Source organism: Pseudoalteromonas porphyrae, from assembly GCF_001298125.1.
Classification (GTDB): domain Bacteria; phylum Pseudomonadota; class Gammaproteobacteria; order Enterobacterales; family Alteromonadaceae; genus Pseudoalteromonas; species Pseudoalteromonas neustonica.
In genome coordinates, this window is record NZ_LHPH01000001.1 from 262,167 (window position 1) to 279,227 (window position 17,061).

The following is a 17,061-nucleotide window of genomic DNA, read 5'->3' on the forward strand; positions in this document are numbered from 1 at the left end:
CCCTTTTGGGCCTTTGGGTACATCACTACCCTTTAGGAAATTACGCTGATTTAGCGACTAATGCTTTTAAACTGTTCCCTACAACAAATAACGAAGCAGCAAATAAGCCTATGTCTTTAAGTAAAAACTCACCTACAAAACTTAGTACCGGGAAACCGGCATCGGTAGTTATACCTGGTAGAAATACCATCATGCTAATGGTGACTATAAATAGCGCCATAGACAATAAACCACCGACAACTGAAAGCGCTGGATTTACAAAACGGCCAATAAATAATAAGCCGATTATAATTTCAAGGCTGCCTAAAAAGTTCACTAAGCCTTGTTTTGAAAAAATGGCGTACATCCATGATACCAATGGGTTATTGGCAATCATGCCGTACATGCCTTCGGCTTGCCCAGCGCTAAACTTGATCCCGCCAAACCAAATATAAATAACGCCTAGGGTAATATAAATTAATGGTAGGCCTGCTTTTTCGAGCTTGTTGCCTAAAGTTGTTAATGTATTTAATTGAGTTGATGTAAAGGTCATAACTAGCTCCACTGTATTTTGTGAGTCAAACAAACCTACTAGTAGGTAGGTTTGTTGGTTAAAATTTTTTGCATTACTTCAATTGCATTATGTTACTAGTGCAATTTTAGCGCCTGATAGCAAGCGCAATAACAAGGTAAAAATTCTGAAATATAACTGTTCTTGGCAATTGCTCCTGCATTGCTCTACTCTCTAAATCCATGTAGTTGTATATAAATAATTTTTAACACGGTTATTTTGGTGTTAATTGCCCATTGTAAATCAGACAATTAACATATTTATACAGGCATCACAGGTTTGCTTAAACAAATCTTGATGCTGACGTCGGTTTAACATTAGTGCGCCTTTTATAGCACAACAAATAATAACCGCCTGCTGATAAGGCGTTGCCTTAAATTTAAATTCACCTGATTGCGCACCAAGTTCTAAAATGCGCGCGAGTATTTGTAACTCTAGATCAGCGAGCTTATTCACCTGTTTTTGCAGTGGCTCACTCATTAGCTGCAAATCAGTTTGCATGGCATAAATGCCGCACATTTGTTGTTGCTGTACGCAACTTTCAAATATATTAAAGTAGCCTTGCAATTGCTCTGCTGCGTGCTTTTTAGCTTTCAGTTGCGAGTCTAACTGTGCTAATGCGTCACATTTTTGTAAACAATACGCGATACCCAAATCAGCTTTAGCCGGAAAGTGATGATGAATACTGGCTTTAGTAATACCCAATGTTTTTGATAAATCTGCATAGCTGAAGCCGTTAAAGCCATTGAGTTGAATTAACTCGTCCGCATGATGCAAAATAGTTGTATATGTTGTGTTCATGCAGTAATACTACCTACCAGTAGGTAGGTTTGCAAGCTGTTTTTTAACCATTTTATAAAATAAGATCATTATGATCTTTTAAGATCTTGTTGTTTATACTTAAGTTTAAATAATATTATTAATAACACGTAAGTTTGGCGTCTTTAGTTACCCTGTCATCAGATTTTTATTACTGCAATGTGCTCATTTAATGTGAATGTTTTGATTGTTAATTGAGCTACATATTAGACTTATGACTTTTGTGGCATTTATTTTCGCGCTAAAGCACGACCTACGGTTTAAAAGCGCGGGGTAAACTCCCGCCTACGGGCAAACCATTACGGCTGAAGCCTGTTCCTACGATGTGAGGTAAATTTATGGTAGGAGCGAGCTTTTTGGTATTTATTGTCGCGCTAAAGCACGACCTACGGTTTCATTGAATCACAACAATTACCACCAAGCGCGAGGTAAACTCCCGCCTACGGGTAAACCATCACGGCTGAAGCCGGTTCCTACGATATGGGGTAAATTTATGGTAGGAGCGAGCTTTAGCTGCGATTGTTGTCAACAGTTGTTACTTTTGGTATTTATCTTCGCGCTAAAGCACGACCTACGGTTTAAAAGCGCGAGGTAAACTCCCGCCTACGGGCAAACCATTACGGCTGAAGCCGGTTCCTACGATGTGGGGGAAAATTGCAGGTAGGAGCGAGCTTTAGCCGCGATTGTTACTTTTGGTATTTATTGTCGCGCTAAAGCACGACCTACGGTTTAAAAGCGCGAGGTACACTCACGCCTACGGGCAAACCATTACGGCTGAAGCCGGTTCCTACGATGTGGGGGTAAATTGCAGGTAGGAGCGAGCTTTAGCCGCGATTGTTGTCAACAGTTGTTACTTTTGGTATTTATCTTCGCGCTAAAGCACGACCTACGGTTTCATTGAATCACAACACTTGGGTATATAATTTAAATATGATCGTATTGGTTTGTTACCCCGTAATGGTATGAGAAGGGTTTAAAAGTGGCTATTTATATAGCGCACAATGGAGTACACCTTCACCATAACTACTATACCCAAACTACCTTAGGGTATTAGTAAAGTGCCACTAAGGTAGTTTGGGTATTGATTCAGATATTCATTAGCACAGATCAAAGCGCATTGTTAAGCCCAATGCGCTTTTTCTGTTTCTGGCACAGCAGATCGTCATTGGTAATGCTGTATTTATCAAAGGATCACATAACCCTATGAGATTATTAAGTAGTTGTTCAGATAAATTTGGTTATTATGCTCACTCACTCCTGTTAATACCCCTGACGACAATTTGTTGTTTAAGCAATTTTACCAGCTCTTTTTAGAGCTGGTTTTTTTTGCCTGTGTTTTGCCTAGTTACAACTAAGTAGTCATGGTACAGTTCGCCTTTAAGCACTTAAATTTATCTACTAGGCATTACTATGCGTCATTATTTTTTACTTGTTCCACTTTTTTTTGTTACTTTGCTGTCGTTTCAGGTACATGCTGAACAATCTCGTCCAGCGCCAAGCGAGCAACAGCAAGAACAAGCCTTAGCGCAAGTACAAGAACCTATGTATAAACCACTTATGGAACGCTATATTCTTGATGAGCTTAAAGCTGTACGCCAAGATCAACAAAAACTGCGTGAAGATGTCACTAAACAAGTAACTCACGCACAGTTAGATACCGCCGATAGAGCAATAACGTACACAACTGACACCATAAATAATGTATTTTTTATTATTACTGCCACTGCATCTATTTTGGTATTAGTGGGTTGGAACTCATTACGTGATGTAAAAAACAAAGTTGAAGATATTGTAAATACGCGTGTAAGTGTGATCACTAATGAATACGAAGCACGTCTAAACACGTTTGAAGAAAAACTACGTGAACGCTCAGAAGAAATTTTAAGTAACCAAGAAAAAATATCAGTCACAAATGAAGTCCACTCATTATGGATGCGCGCAAATCTAGAAAGCGATGTAGCCAATAAAATAGAGATATTCGACGAAATTTTAAATCGTAAACCTGAAGATGTTGAAGCAATAGCCTACAAGGCCGACGCATTATTAGAGCTTAATGAAACAGCACAAGCAATTGAGTTATGCAACCAAGCACTGGATATAGACAGTGACTACGGCTATGCCTATTGGCAACGTGCGTGTGCGTATGCGTTAACCCACAAACATGCCGATGCATTAGCAGATATTAAAATGTCGTTAGAGTACTCACCTAACTTACGTAATGAATTACTGCATGAAAGTGCATTCGCAAGTTTACATGATAACGCCAGCTTTAATGCTATTTTGGCAGGTGATGTTTAACGCTCAAAAAAGCGATCTATGGCTTGAGTGAGCAGCTCGTCGAGTTGCTCTTCAAACTCATCGATACAAGTATCAAAGCGTGCAAGATAAACTTGTGCATGCTGTTGCGATAATAAACGCCCATTAATACTGTATTGTCTTTCTGCTTTACTTTTATCTAATCGTGCAGTGAACTGATACAAAGCATAATAAGGCGAGCTAATATTCTGATTCGCATAATTGCAAAAACCTTCAATGTGATCTATTCCTTGCGGACCTAAACAACCAGGCTCAACACGATAAAGTAACTGAATTTTTTTATCATCACTAATTTGCATACCTTTCTCTCTTAAACCGTTACTTGAAAAATAACACTTTAGTTATTTTACCGTTTTCAACTTGATAACTAGAAACAAATTCAGCGCGCTTATCTACAACTTTAGGGTCGCTTGAGCAGGTTTCTGATAGCTCATGATCAATAACTATATTGCCATGAACAATACGCTTAATTGGCGATGACTGAATACATTTAAGTTTTTTAAACATAATACCGTAACGAGCAATCAGTTTTTCTTTGCCTTTAAAGAGTAGCTCATTTGGGAAAACATAAAACTCGACATTTTCATCATACAAATTTACAAATGCATCAATATTACGTGCGTTGTACGCTTTAAGTAATTGCTCAACAACTGCGAGTGACTCGCGAGACTGTTTAGCTTTTGCTTGCTGCTTTTGGGTTAATGCATCTTTTGCTTGCGCTACGACTTGCTCTGCATACGCGACTGCAGCCGCTTTTTCTTGCTTATTTTTTGGTATTTCTGCTGGCTTTGACACTTCACTACCCAGTACTTTGGTTGTGTCTGCATCTTGTTCAGTGGTTGTTGCCGTTGTTTGCTCAACCTTTGTGATCTGTGAAGGGTTATTTGGCGTCAGAGTAATCACCGCTGGGCCATCTTGAGAAGCGCCATTCATTGCTTCTGTCACTGCTTTTTTAGTATCAACGTGCTTTTTTTGCTGTTGGGCTTGAGCTGCGTTTACTTCTTGGTTTGCAAATGATGACCATGAAAGTAAAAAAATTAATACAAAGAATAACGATTTCATACAGTTCCTGACTAATTTAAGAAGGTTTAAAATAACAAAGTTTATCCTTTCATGATAGTTCTTTAACACTTAAAGCCGTGAGTAGTAACACACTCTACCAGTACTGCTCCACTGTGATTTGCCCAGGTTCTCGTCGGCGATTACGGGAGTAGCCTTGCTCGATTAATAATGCGCTGGTGTCTTTCACCATTTGCGGATTTCCACAAATCATAAATTGGCTATTTTGCGGACAAGTGGTGTTTTGGCTGTGTTTAAATAAACTCCCATCAATGATTTTATCTGTAATGCGCCCATTTAAGCCGATAATTGCCTGCTCTCGACTTACCACAGGTACATAACGCAGCCGCGTATACTGTTGCTGTAGCTGATTGATCTTTTTCTGGTAACTTAAATCTGCATTCAACCGCACGCCATGCACTAACGTTATTTGCTTAAACTTCTGCCATACATCAGCTTGATCTAAAATAGATAAAAATGGCCCGATTGCGGTGCCAGTGCTAAGCATAAACAGTTGTTCACTAGCGGGGATTTCATCAATAGTAAAAAAGCCACTGGCGCGGCTTTCGATCAACACTGTATCACCTGGAGTAAGTTTAGCTAATTGTTGTGATAACAAACCATCCATCACATTAATAAGGTAAAACTCTAAGTCGTTTGAATTTGGCGCATTAACATAAGAGTAAGCTCTAGCAATACGTTTGTCGTCTATCATCATTGATAGCTTTGTAAATTGCCCCGCTTTAAATGGCTCAACATCTGCATTAACAATTAAGCTAAATAATGTGTCAGTCCACCACACAACCTCTTTTACACTCGCCTCAATCCAATTAGACACAATGTATACTCCTTAAAAAATATTTCATACCCCACTTAACAGTGGCAAAGGAACAAAGGGGTGTCAATGATCGAGCAGCTTTAAGCGATAAGTTTTAAGCTCAACAATAAAAAAAGCCGCCTAGGGTTGCTAGGCGGCTTTGGGAGGTTAGTCTCACTGTATTTGGGCGTGTCTCCAAACGAGTGAATACGTTACCAAGGAACTGTTATATAGCTTAGATTGACTCTAGGGCAATTTTAACCATTTCGTTGAAGGTGCTTTGACGCTCTTCACTTGGGGTTGCTTCACCTGTGATCACGTGGTCACTTACGGTAAATAATGCCATGGCTTTTGCGCCATACTCTGCTGCAACGCCATACAAACCCGCGGTTTCCATATCTACGGCTAACATACCTAATTTATCAAGCTCTTGATAAAAGGTGTTGTCAGCTTGATAGAAAGTATCGGTTGTGAATACGTTTCCTACTTTTGCTTTAATGCCTAATTCTTTTGCTGCGTTAACGCCGCTTAATAGTAAGTCAAAGTCAGCAATTGCTGAAAAATCATAACCACGAACACGGGCACGGTTTACATTTGAATCTGTGCTGGCACCTTGTGCAAATATAACGTCGCGGATTTTAATATCACTACCAATACCACCACAAGTGCCAATACGAATAAGGTTTTTAACGCCATAACTTACGATTAACTCGCGAGCATAAATCGACATTGATGGAATACCCATCCCTGAACCCATAATGCTGACAGGCTTACCTTTGTATGTGCCGGTAAAACCGTACATATTACGAACACCCGTTACTTTAACGGCATCATCAAGAAAATTTTCAGCAATATATTGCGCACGTAATGGATCGCCTGGCATTAGCACTGTTTGTGCAAAATCACCGTTATTAGCGTCGATATGTGGTGTACTCATTATTCTTTTCCTTTTACTTTTGGTGCAGTTAGCTTGTCAATAAAGCCATCACCATATTCAAGTGCAGGTAAGTTAAACCACTGGGCAAGTGTTTGACCTATGTCTGCAAAACTAGCACGTTCACCAAGAGGGGTATTTTCAAGTCCTACTTGATAAGCAAGTACAGGCACATATTCACGGGTGTGCTCAGAGCCCGGAAATGTAGGATCGCATCCATGATCTGCTGTAATAACTAATACGTCATCCGCTTTTAGCTGATTAAGTATCGTTGGTAAATAATCGTCAAATTCTTTTAATGCCTTTGCATACCCAACAGGGTTGCGGCGATGACCAAACTTTTCATCAAAATCAACAAGATTAGTAAAAATCAAACTGTGGTCAGGCGCTGTTGCCATTACTTCAGTTGTTTTTTCTAACAAGTTTTGTAAGCCTGGAGCTTTATGTTTTTGGGTAATACCTTGATGCGCATAGATATCTGAAATTTTACCTATGCTAATCACTTCACCACCGTCTTGCGCCAGTTTATCTAGCAAAGTCGGTGCTGGCGGTAATACTGAGTAGTCACGACGGTTACCTGTTCTGGCAAAGTCTTGACTATTAGAACCCAAAAATGGCCGCGCAATAACTCGTCCTATATTCATTTCATCAAGCAGCGCCCGTGTGATTTCGCAAACCTGATAAAGCTTCTCTAGTCCGAATGATTCTTCATGCGCGGCTATTTGAAACACGCTGTCAGCTGAGGTGTAACAGATTGGTTTACCTGTTTTTACGTGCTCTTCACCTAGCTGTTCTAAAATGGTTGTTCCCGATGCGTGGCAATTGCCTAAAATGCCAGGAATACCGGTACGAGCAATTAGCTCGTCAATTAATTCTTGTGGAAAGCTCGGCTGCGTTTTAGGGAAATACCCCCAATCAAATAACACCGGCACACCGGCCATTTCCCAATGTCCAGATGGTGTGTCTTTGCCGCTTGAAAGCTCTTTTGCATAACCCCATGCACCAATTGGTGTTTGGCGGTCACTTATTAAGCATGGCTCGTTACCTGCCGCTTCACATGCGTCTACTAATCCTAATAACGATAAATTAGGCAGTGATAGCTTTTCGCCGGTCTCTTCAAAGTATGCTTTAAGCAAATGTGCAAATGTGTTTGCACCAATATCACCAAATTTATCTGCGTCTGGTGCTGCACCTATGCCTAGGCTATCTGCCATTAAAATAATTGCTCTTGCCATGCTTACCTCGTCTTTCCAATATGGCTACTTTATATTCTTGTGCTTTTTAACGTACAGGACATAAGTCCTGTTTCATAAAACCTAAACATTATAAATTTCACCCCCTGAGCGAAGCAAAAGAGATTATTCGTGTCTTTTTTGCTATTGTGATCTACCAACGATATATCCTTCTGTGTGGGTGAGAACTTTAGTGACACGAACAATAATAGCCATTGCTGGGGCATCTGCCTCTGGCAAATCTCTTTTTAGCCAAACAATTTATAATGAATTGGTTAATGAGCTTGAACCAGGTGCCATCGCCGTAATTGAAGAAGATGCGTATTATAAAGATCAATCACATTTACCGTTTGATCACCGTACGCAAACTAATTACGACCATCCCGAAGCGTTTGAGCATGAGCTAATGTGTAAGCATTTAACTCAGTTACGCAATGGTAAAGCTGTTGAAGTACCAACTTATGATTATGCTCAACATACGCGCAGTGATAAAACACGTACCGTAATGCCAGCACAAATATTGATAGTTGAAGGTATTTTATTGCTTAGCGATAAAGCGCTACGTAAAGAATTTGATATCAAGGTGTTTATTGATACACCCCTTGATATTTGCCTAATGCGCCGTATGCAACGTGATATGGAGCAACGAGGCAGAACATTACAGTCCGTTGTTGAACAATATCAGGCTACTGTGAGACCGATGTTTTATCAGTTTATTGAGCCCTCAAAGCACAAGGCTGATTTAGTGGTCACACGAGGTGGTATGAATCGCGTCGCCATTGATATAATTAAAAGTAAAATAAAATATTTACTGCAAGAATAACAACGGGAATAACAAAAAATGACAACATTTATGAGCTTAGTCGGCATGTGTGTGCTGCTAGGCATTGCGTTTACGGCTTCGACAAACCGCAAAGCAATTAATTTAAGAACTGTCGGTATCGCTTTTGCTATGCAATTTGTAATTGGTGGGTTTGTACTGTTTTCAGAGGCAGGCAAAAATGCACTCGTTGCCATGTCAAAAGCCGTATCATCAGTGATCGGTTTTGCTAATGATGGTATTAGTTTTTTGTTTGGACCATTAGCAAATCAAGATACTTTAGGGTTTATTTTTGCCATTCAAGTATTACCTGTGATTGTGTTTTTCTCAGCGTTAGTGGCTGTGCTATATCACTTAGGTATTATGGACTGGATTATTAGAATCCTCGGCGGTGGTTTACAAAAACTGTTAAAAACCTCCCGAACAGAATCGCTTTCAGCAACGGCAAACATTTTTGTAGGCCAAACTGAAGCACCGTTAATTGTTAAACCATTTATTGCAACCATGACTAAATCAGAGTTATTTGCAGTTATGGTGGGTGGCTTAGCCACTGTGGCAGGCTCTGTAATGGCCGGTTACGTTATTATTGGGGTTGAGCTGAAGTATTTAATTGCTGCCAGCTTTATGGCCGCACCGGGTGGTTTTTTAATGGCTAAAATGATTGTGCCAGAGACCGAAACCCCCAAAGATAACTTAGCTGACTTGGATATTGATGAAGATAAACCTGTTAACGTGATTGATGCAGCGGCATCAGGTGCTGCTAACGGAATGCATTTAGCATTAAATGTAGGCGCAATGTTGTTAGCATTTGTTGCTTTAATTGCCTTACTAAACGGTTTATTAGGTGGTATTGGCGGTTGGTTTGATTATCCAACACTGACATTACAAGAAATTTTAGGTTATATATTTGCACCGGTTGCCTGGTTATTAGGTGTGCCGTGGAGTGAAGCAATTATAGCTGGTAGCTTTATTGGTCAAAAATTAGTGGTCAACGAGTTTGTTGCTTACTTAGACTTTATGAATTATCGCGATACGTTAAGTGCGCACACACAAGCGATTGTCACATTCGCGTTATGTGGGTTTGCTAACTTATCATCGATAGCAATTTTACTAGGTGGATTGGGCGGTATGGCGCCTAGTCGGCGAAAGGATATCGCACGCTTAGGGCTCAGAGCAGTGTTAGCAGGATCTATGGCTAACCTTATGAGCGCTGCAATTGCAGGTTTTTTCCTCTCGCTAGCTTAGAAACTTTGAGATGAGCCTTGGTTGCAAAACAATAGGATGAGCCTTTAAGGGGTTAAAGACTTATCTGATTTGAACGATACTTCACAAAGGGCCGCAAGGCCCTTTTATCGTTTCGCCACAAAATTATTCCAAAAATGTACTACTCTTTTAACTTATACCGTGATCTAATATTGCACAGAGAAATTATACCAATCGTGTTAAGTTAATGACCATTTATAGCGAAAGATAAATACAGTGATAACAAGGCAGACATTTTGACATGCAGTTGTTCTTGGCAATTGCTCCTGCATTGCTCTGCATCCATGCAGTCGTACATGAAAAATTACTAACGCAGTTAGCGCTTTATTTAGTCCGCTAGAATGGTTAAATATTTAAGCCGATTGGTATTATCATAACAAAGTAACAATCGTTGCTCTGAGCAATTGCTACTATATCTATACAATCGTATATGGATAGTTTTTAACACAGCTAAATAGAGTAAATTAATGCAGATATTAATAGCGTGCTTTTTGCTTTTGGTAACTATGTCAAGTTTTGCACAACCAACGCTAGTCGTTGTTACTGAGTTCTCGCCTCCTCATCAAACACAAATTGGCAATAAGGTGGGTGGATTCAGCACTGACATTGTAACGATGATTGTTAATGAAGCGAACATGAATGCCTCCATTTCAATCTACCCTTGGGCTAGAGCTTATCAGATGGTCTCTCGACAAAAAAACACACTCATATATAGCCTTGCTAGAACGCCTGAGCGTGAATCTTTATTTCATTGGATAGCACCTATTGTTCATTTTAAGTTAGGCTTTGTAAAGCTTGCTCAGCGCGATGACGTACGAGTAAATAACATGCAGCAAGCGAAGCACTATAAAATTGCCGTACAACGGAATGATCTTGCCTATACTGTTTTAAACAACCATGGATTTGATCTGCTTTTAACTCCCGACATTCAAAACTCTTACCATTTATTACTAGCCAAAAAAGTCGATTTAATAATAGATGATGAAAATTATATTCCTGCAATGAGTAAGCACATAGGCGTTTCCCCTGATCGGTTTAGCTTCATATATGCGATTGATGAGCTCAACGTTGATGGTTACTTAGCTGCAAATTTGGATATCGATCCTGAAATTTTACATGCTTTACAGCAAGCATTTTTAAAAATAAAAGACGCCGCGAAATACAAAGCACTGTTGGAAGCCCATTAGCTGGAAGCGCTCAGCTGATAATGTTAAAAAGCATGCAAAGTGTATGCAATCACCGATGGCAAGTAATAGTGGTTCTATCATTAAAATAAATAACGCAGTATAAATCGTTTTAAACCAACCCTTTAGGTATTTCACAAGGACTTACTTCTGTATTGTTACTTCTTAAAAGGGACTGCCATTCTTACAAAGTAACGCCTTAATATTAAGCCCCTGCGAAACGCTGAATACTGTATATTGAGGTGGATTGAGTATATAGAACAACTATAATTAAGACTGGTTCAACTTTGCAATGCATTGCGGCTAGATAACATACTACTATTCATTCGTATATCGTTGTCGGTACAGCTTCAAATTGTCAAACGCTTTTAAGGCTGCTAACTCTTGATTAAATCGTTCAATAATTTCAGGGGGGATCGCTTTATTAAAAACAAGGTAATTCCCTTGTAGTTTATCAACAGGAAGCTCCACTAATTTTACAACTTCTTTGCCTCCGTAGCCAAATTGCTGTAATTGATAATCAAGTGTCTGTTCTGATCCAAGGATTAAGTCAATTTTATTCTTAAAAAATAAATTAATATATTCATAGTGGTGAGCGAATTTAAGTAAATTTTTATCTTTTTCAAAGCCTATTTCTTGTATTAGCTCTTCGTAAACATCTCCCCTTACTAACCCTAGGGTGTAATTAGCTGTTTGCGCTAAATTTACTGGTCTTATATGGTTATTTTTCGCTAAACGATAAAAATAAGTACGAGAAGATACGAGTGGTCCCACCCATTGAAATAAGCTTTCTCGCTCAGGGCTACGGGCTGTGGAGACAAGTCCAGACAACGGATTTTTTTGTACTAAACTGTATGCGCGTGTCCAGGGTAATAACTCAAACTTACACTCTAACTCTGTGCGTTCACATAGCGTGCGCACTATATCTAAATTAATACCTTGTAACTGCCCTTTATTTGAAAAATTATAAGGCGGAAACTGCTCTGTATAAATAGTTACAGTGGGCTTTTCGGTACCGACGCCGATGCAAGAAAACAAAAAACAGCAGGTTAGAGTAATAAATCGAAAGATAGTAAGCTCACTGCGAATGAAAATGTAGTTAAATAATAGGAAGGGGCTTATGCTACGTCAATTTTTAGACACAAAAAAAAGCGCCTTAAGCGCTTTTTTTTATTTTTACTTTAAAAGTAAAAATTATAACGGAGTGATGTTATCCGCTTGTGGACCTTTTTGACCTTGTGAAAGAGTAAACTCTACACGTTGGCCTTCAGCTAAAGTTTTGAAACCATCGCTTTTTATTGCTGAGAAATGTGCGAAAACGTCTGGACCGCTTTCTTGCTCGATGAAACCAAAACCTTTAGACTCGTTAAACCACTTAACTGTACCTGATACGATGTTAGACATAGTAATATCCTGATATAAAAATAAAATAATTGCCCTAGTGGGCGGGTGTAGCAAAAAATGAGATGGTACTTTAAAAACTTCAGGACGGTACTACAAGTATTACTTATACAACATCGAAATGGAGATTTATAGCTTACATGCTTTCTTTCTAGCTGGCGCTTAATATATAGATTTTTCAGAGTATGTCAAACTATTTATTACCTACCTTAAGCTTAAGCTAATTTATTTTCTAACGTAGCCTATTAAAACTCAAATTCTAAGGCTAACCTAAAGCTGTGGTTCTTTTCGGACTGACTTATTTCGGTAATAAACCCCACTTCCCACTTAAGCTGTCGCTGACCATTAAATCGGTGCAAGCCAATGAAACCGGGGCCAACGCCAAAAAAATCTTCCCCAACAAACAGTTCTAACGCGGGTTGAAACTCAGAGCGGTAACGGTAACGGTATTGCGCTCGGTATTCGCTTTCCCATTCATTTTTAATATCCCCCCCCCATTCGTATACTAAAAACGCATTCATAGTTAAACTGCTTTTGCCGAATTCTTTTTCCCATAAAAAACCTGTTGTTGCTTCGTATACATCACTATTATGGTGTTTTTCCAATTCAAACAATGCCCCCCAATCGGCCCATAGCCGTCCCTGCTCGACTAATTGCCAACGTAGCTCAACTTCATAGCCCGCTAAGCCAAAGTCACCATTGTCATCACGCTCGCCAATTATATACCCTTCTAAACTCATGGTGTCATTAATTGCACTACCAAGGCCAATGCGCTGCGCTAAAATATTCCCGCTACCCGTCTGGTGGGATACAATACGCCACTCTAACTCACGCTCAAATGGGAGAACATAAGGGTGGTAAACTTTATCGACCACAGTCCCATCTGCATATGCATGTGTATTAACTAAGTTTAATAAAACGCCTAATAAAATAACGCTTATAAACCTCATAACGTCTCCTTAAATTGGCTTTTTTTGCCTATCAATAAGCATACCAATACAAACACACTGAACGCAGCTGTATATACCCACAAAGCAGTCAAGCTTGGTGTCGCTTCGTATCCCATGAGCGCTTTTAATACTCGTCCTAATTCGGAGTTCTCGGCAATAAAACCTCGCCAGTCAACATAACGAGTGGTGATATCAAGTACATCAATTTGGCTTGCAAGATCTATCACGATCAATAGTTTTGCTGTGGCATTTGAAGCTAGCAAAATATGCAGTGAGTTATCACCGAAGTGCGTTTTTAAAGTTTCTAACAAAAAATAAAATAACGTACCAAAACTAAAACAAATGCCGACACCTAATAAGGTGCCAATTAATAAGGGCTCGGCGGCTTCCTTTGCTTGCCAAAAACCCACGATATAAATGATGTAGTGACTTAAATACAATACCATGGCACTGATGATAGCCACGGATGCTGCCCACTTTTGCTGATTACATGCCAACAATGACGCGATAAAAATAATGCAACACACCATTATTTGCGTGAACTCAAGCCCTCGATGCTCAAATAATTGACTGACTATGGCGGCACTTTGCACATAAGCAAAGCTGCAAACTATCCCCGAGCCTAAAATGACAAGCAGTTGCTTTCGGGTCAAATCAACTAATCCATTGAGTAATAAGCATAATATAACAACAGGCAGTAATTGATTAATACTCATTAATAAACTAGTTATCAGCATTAGTGACCTCTGTTGCAATGACTACACCACGCGCTGTATTAGGTGAAAACTCGCCAAAAAATTCATAACGCCCGGGACTTAGAGGGCCAATATAAATCACACTTTGACGCGCGGGATAAAGCACCTTTTCACGATTTAGGTCAAAGCTATCAAATTCTTCAGGTGTTGAGTCTTGATTCTCAATGAGTAGTTTTAATTTTTTATTCGCGGGTACATAAATTTCGCTCGGATAGAAAAGATGGTCTTTTAAAATAAGTATAAATTCTTCGCTTTTTACATTTAATGGGCTTAAGAGTAATAGTAATAAGTAGCCACGAGATAGGTTTTTATACATGTGTGTATACATTCCTATGTGCTTGTTTAAACTCTATATCAACTCGTAACCCGCCCAAAGGGCTGTCTGTTAAAGTTATTTTACCATTGTAAATTGCGACTATGTGCTCAACAATCGCCATACCCAAGCCTGCACCTTGCTCCCCGGAAGGGTGTTTATCACCACCAACACGGTAAAAACGGTTAAAGATACGTGCTTTTTGCGCGTCGTTAATACCTGTACCAGAATCATCAATCTGCCAAATATAAATACCCGGTCGTTGTAATAAACGAATAATGATCTGCCCACCTGCAGGAGTGTATTTAATTGCATTACTGAGCAAATTACTAAACAAGGTCGTTAAGGTAAACCCATCACCAGCAATGATAAAATCATCGCCTTCAAGACTAATTGTGTGGCCTTTTCTTTCAATTTTTTCATATAATTGTGCCACAACTTGTTGGCTAATCTCGAGCACTGAAATAGGATTAAAATTTGCATGCCACTGCTCTGGACATGTTCGCCCTAGAATAAGCATTTGCTCAACAATGTTACTCAGTTTATCAAGCCCTTGTGACATTGCTTTTAACTCAATGCTATCGGCTATGTCGTTTTGTAAATTATGAACATTAATTTTCAAACTACTCAAAGGTGTACGTAATTCATGCGCTGCATCAGATGCAAAAAAACGCTCCCTTAAATAAGCACTTTCAACACGTTTGAACAAATCATTTAGGCGGGTAATTAACGGCTTTATTTCTTGCTCTGATACTGTCCATTCAATGGCTGTAAAGTCATTTGCTTGGCGTTTTTGTAGCTGCGAAGACAACCGTGTTAGCGGCTTTAGTCCTTGTTTAACAAAGAAACTAATCAATATAGCGAGAATCGGCACACTCCAAAGTAGTGGCGTCATAGCTGATAATATAACGGACTCGGTCAATGCTTGGCGTTTACTTAGTGGCTCAGCAACAAGCACGTGTTTATTCGCTAAATGCAATCTGTACACCCGCATACGTTGCCCCGCTAAATTTTCAACACTCAACGCTTGCTGCCATTTAGCATCTATTAGCTGCACAGTTTGTAATGCCCTCGAACTACTGACTAGCTCTCGATTACGCCAAACTTGAAAAAGTAACTCAGGGAGATCATCACTTAACACCGTTTGACTCGATGTTACAGGTTGCTCTATGAGGACATGTCCTAAGGTCTTTAATTCATTATCAAGTAGTGTTTGTGCTTGATGCATACTTTCACGATAGCCTTTACTAAATGCTAAAAAGCACGTTAGCACGACAATAGAAAGAATGATCAGCGTTAAACGCCTTCTGATCGACACTAACGTTTACCCACAACATAGCCTATACCACGAAGGGTTTTTATTAAGTCTTTGGGAACCTTTTTACGCAAATGATGTATATGCACTTCTATGGTGTTGGATCCGACTTCTTCGCCCCATTCATACAATTTACTTTCGAGTTGTTGTTTTGATTGCACTCGCCCTTGGTTTTCTAATAAAGCTTTGAGTAACATAAACTCTTTACGAGGCAAGTCAACATCTTGTTGGCCAACGCGCACTCTATGCGCAGCAGTATCCATGGTTATATCACCCACTGATAATACACTACTTTGTGTCTGCGTTAAGCGCCGACTCGCCACTCTCAATCGTGCAAATAATTCAGCCGGATCAAATGGCTTTGCTAAATAATCATCAGCTCCTAGATCAAGGCCTTGCACTTTGTCGTCAATACTCCCTCGTGCTGTTAATATCACTACAGGCAAGGTTCTTGATTGCTTTTTTATATGCTTTAGTATGTCTATCCCGTCGCCATCTGGTAATCCTAAATCAAGAATAACCATTTCAATTTCATCACTTTGCAGACATTGCAACGCTGATTTAACGCTCGCGCAATGCTCTACGCTATAGCCTTGTTGGCGCAAGGAACGGCATAACCCTTGCGCTACTAACATATCATCTTCAACGAGCATCAAATGCATAGGACGTTATTATCTCTTTAGTTTTCTTTCAACTTTAGCCAGCAAAGTGGTTATTTCTTGCTGACGGTATAAATCGGCTTTAGGTCGCAACTCGCGCGCAGGAGCCGTTTGTGCAATCAATAAATGCTTTTTAGCGTCACTGTATTTACGTTCATCATATAAAAATGCCGCGTATAAATAATTACTATCAATACCTTGGGGATTCAACTCTAAAGCCTGCCTAAAGAGTGTGTCTGCTTTTTTAGCATCACCAAACCCAATCGGCCACCCCGGTACTTTGCCATATAAAGTAGCTAAACTGGTATAAGCCGAACCTGCCAATGCGCTTGCATCTAAGCTTATTGCTTGTTCAAACTCGGCTTTTGCATCTTTTGCGAGCCCCAATGCACCTAACCCGCCTTTAGCACCCGCGTAGCTTGATAACACAATACCATGCCAAATATGACTTGCTGCTTGTTCATTATTTGCTTTAGAGAACTCACGTGTTTGCTCTACAAGTTTTTCAAATGCCTTTAATTGGCTGTCTTCAACCAACTCATAATTTACACTTGCCCATTGCGTTTGTATTGTGTGTAAATCATCAGCAAATTCGGCATAAACACTTTGCGATAAAATTACCGCAGCCAATGCTAACGTTGTTAAAATTAGTTTAGTCATATTCGTTCACCTTT

19 protein-coding genes are annotated in these 17,061 nt (G+C 39.6%); 4 read left to right on the plus strand and 15 right to left on the minus strand.

Going from position 1 to position 17,061, the window contains the following annotated elements; translation table 11 throughout:
• Nucleotides 1-40: 40 nt before the first annotated feature.
• Nucleotides 41-532: a DUF417 family protein gene (locus ADS77_RS01070; protein ID WP_054204003.1), complete on the minus strand. Its 492-nt coding sequence runs from the start codon at nucleotides 530-532 to the stop codon at nucleotides 41-43.
• Between the two features lie 261 nt (nucleotides 533-793).
• A complete protein-coding gene (locus ADS77_RS01075) occupies nucleotides 794-1,351 on the minus strand; it encodes a TetR/AcrR family transcriptional regulator (protein ID WP_054204002.1) in 558 nt (185 codons plus the stop codon).
• Between the two features lie 1,428 nt (nucleotides 1,352-2,779).
• Here ADS77_RS01075 and ADS77_RS01080 point away from each other — a divergent pair.
• Nucleotides 2,780-3,667, plus strand: coding sequence for a tetratricopeptide repeat protein (locus ADS77_RS01080; protein ID WP_054204001.1), 888 nt, complete (start codon nucleotides 2,780-2,782; stop codon nucleotides 3,665-3,667).
• Here the strand turns inward: ADS77_RS01080 and ADS77_RS01085 are convergent.
• The 5 genes from ADS77_RS01085 to ADS77_RS01105 all read right to left on the minus strand — a co-directional run bounded on the left by ADS77_RS01085 (nucleotide 3,664) and on the right by ADS77_RS01105 (nucleotide 7,730).
• Entirely contained in the window at nucleotides 3,664-3,984 is a 321-nt protein-coding gene (locus ADS77_RS01085; RefSeq protein ID WP_054204000.1) for a hypothetical protein, read from the minus strand. The two genes, ADS77_RS01080 and ADS77_RS01085, sit on opposite strands and share 4 nt — an antisense overlap.
• Nucleotides 3,985-4,003: 19 nt before the next feature.
• Nucleotides 4,004-4,747, minus strand: coding sequence for a nuclear transport factor 2 family protein (locus ADS77_RS01090; protein ID WP_054203999.1), 744 nt, complete (start codon nucleotides 4,745-4,747; stop codon nucleotides 4,004-4,006).
• Between the two features lie 94 nt (nucleotides 4,748-4,841).
• Nucleotides 4,842-5,582, minus strand: coding sequence for a ferredoxin--NADP reductase (locus tag ADS77_RS01095; RefSeq protein ID WP_054203998.1), 741 nt, complete (start codon nucleotides 5,580-5,582; stop codon nucleotides 4,842-4,844).
• 214 nt (nucleotides 5,583-5,796) lie between these two features.
• Nucleotides 5,797-6,498, minus strand: a complete 702-nt coding sequence (gene deoD / locus ADS77_RS01100) for a purine-nucleoside phosphorylase (RefSeq protein WP_054203997.1) — start codon at nucleotides 6,496-6,498, stop codon at nucleotides 5,797-5,799.
• Nucleotides 6,498-7,730: a phosphopentomutase gene (locus ADS77_RS01105; protein WP_054203996.1), complete on the minus strand. Its 1,233-nt coding sequence runs from the start codon at nucleotides 7,728-7,730 to the stop codon at nucleotides 6,498-6,500. The genes deoD and ADS77_RS01105 overlap by 1 nt, the downstream gene beginning before the upstream one ends.
• 190 nt (nucleotides 7,731-7,920) lie before the next feature.
• Between ADS77_RS01105 and udk the strand changes: the two genes are divergently transcribed.
• From udk to ADS77_RS01120, 3 genes are all read left to right on the plus strand, one after another.
• Nucleotides 7,921-8,550, plus strand: a complete 630-nt coding sequence (gene udk, locus ADS77_RS01110) for a uridine kinase (RefSeq protein ID WP_054203995.1) — start codon at nucleotides 7,921-7,923, stop codon at nucleotides 8,548-8,550.
• 18 nt (nucleotides 8,551-8,568) lie between these two features.
• Entirely contained in the window at nucleotides 8,569-9,792 is a 1,224-nt protein-coding gene (locus ADS77_RS01115) for a NupC/NupG family nucleoside CNT transporter (RefSeq protein ID WP_054203994.1), read from the plus strand.
• A 524-nt stretch (nucleotides 9,793-10,316) separates the two neighbouring features.
• Nucleotides 10,317-10,997, plus strand: coding sequence for a substrate-binding periplasmic protein (locus tag ADS77_RS01120; protein ID WP_235575679.1), 681 nt, complete (start codon nucleotides 10,317-10,319; stop codon nucleotides 10,995-10,997).
• Nucleotides 10,998-11,312: 315 nt separating this feature from the next.
• On the opposite strand, the gene ADS77_RS01125 is transcribed toward ADS77_RS01120, so the two are convergent.
• The 8 genes from ADS77_RS01125 to ADS77_RS01160 form a co-directional block, all read right to left on the minus strand.
• Nucleotides 11,313-12,032: a substrate-binding periplasmic protein gene (locus ADS77_RS01125; RefSeq protein WP_235575680.1), complete on the minus strand. Its 720-nt coding sequence runs from the start codon at nucleotides 12,030-12,032 to the stop codon at nucleotides 11,313-11,315.
• A 156-nt stretch (nucleotides 12,033-12,188) separates the two neighbouring features.
• Entirely contained in the window at nucleotides 12,189-12,398 is a 210-nt protein-coding gene (locus ADS77_RS01130) for a cold-shock protein (RefSeq protein ID WP_054203991.1), read from the minus strand.
• Between the two features lie 242 nt (nucleotides 12,399-12,640).
• Nucleotides 12,641-13,345 (minus strand): hypothetical protein, encoded by a 705-nt coding sequence (locus ADS77_RS01135; protein ID WP_054452450.1) that lies wholly within the window; start codon nucleotides 13,343-13,345, stop codon nucleotides 12,641-12,643.
• Complete coding sequence (locus ADS77_RS01140; RefSeq protein WP_054452453.1) at nucleotides 13,342-14,082, minus strand: hypothetical protein; 741 nt, start codon at nucleotides 14,080-14,082, stop codon at nucleotides 13,342-13,344. The genes ADS77_RS01135 and ADS77_RS01140 overlap by 4 nt, the downstream gene beginning before the upstream one ends.
• On the minus strand, nucleotides 14,069-14,416 hold the full coding sequence (locus ADS77_RS01145) for a cupredoxin domain-containing protein (protein WP_054452456.1): 348 nt from the start codon (nucleotides 14,414-14,416) through the stop codon (nucleotides 14,069-14,071). The genes ADS77_RS01140 and ADS77_RS01145 overlap by 14 nt, the downstream gene beginning before the upstream one ends.
• The gene (locus ADS77_RS01150; RefSeq protein WP_054452459.1) at nucleotides 14,409-15,731 is read right to left on the minus strand and encodes an ATP-binding protein; all 1,323 of its coding nucleotides are present in this window, start codon (nucleotides 15,729-15,731) and stop codon (nucleotides 14,409-14,411) included. The genes ADS77_RS01145 and ADS77_RS01150 overlap by 8 nt, the downstream gene beginning before the upstream one ends.
• Entirely contained in the window at nucleotides 15,731-16,390 is a 660-nt protein-coding gene (locus tag ADS77_RS01155; RefSeq protein ID WP_054452462.1) for a response regulator transcription factor, read from the minus strand. Before ADS77_RS01155 ends, ADS77_RS01150 begins: the two co-directional genes overlap by 1 nt.
• A 9-nt stretch (nucleotides 16,391-16,399) precedes the next feature.
• Nucleotides 16,400-17,047: a hypothetical protein gene (locus ADS77_RS01160; RefSeq protein WP_054452465.1), complete on the minus strand. Its 648-nt coding sequence runs from the start codon at nucleotides 17,045-17,047 to the stop codon at nucleotides 16,400-16,402.
• Between the last annotated feature and the right edge of the window lie 14 nt (nucleotides 17,048-17,061).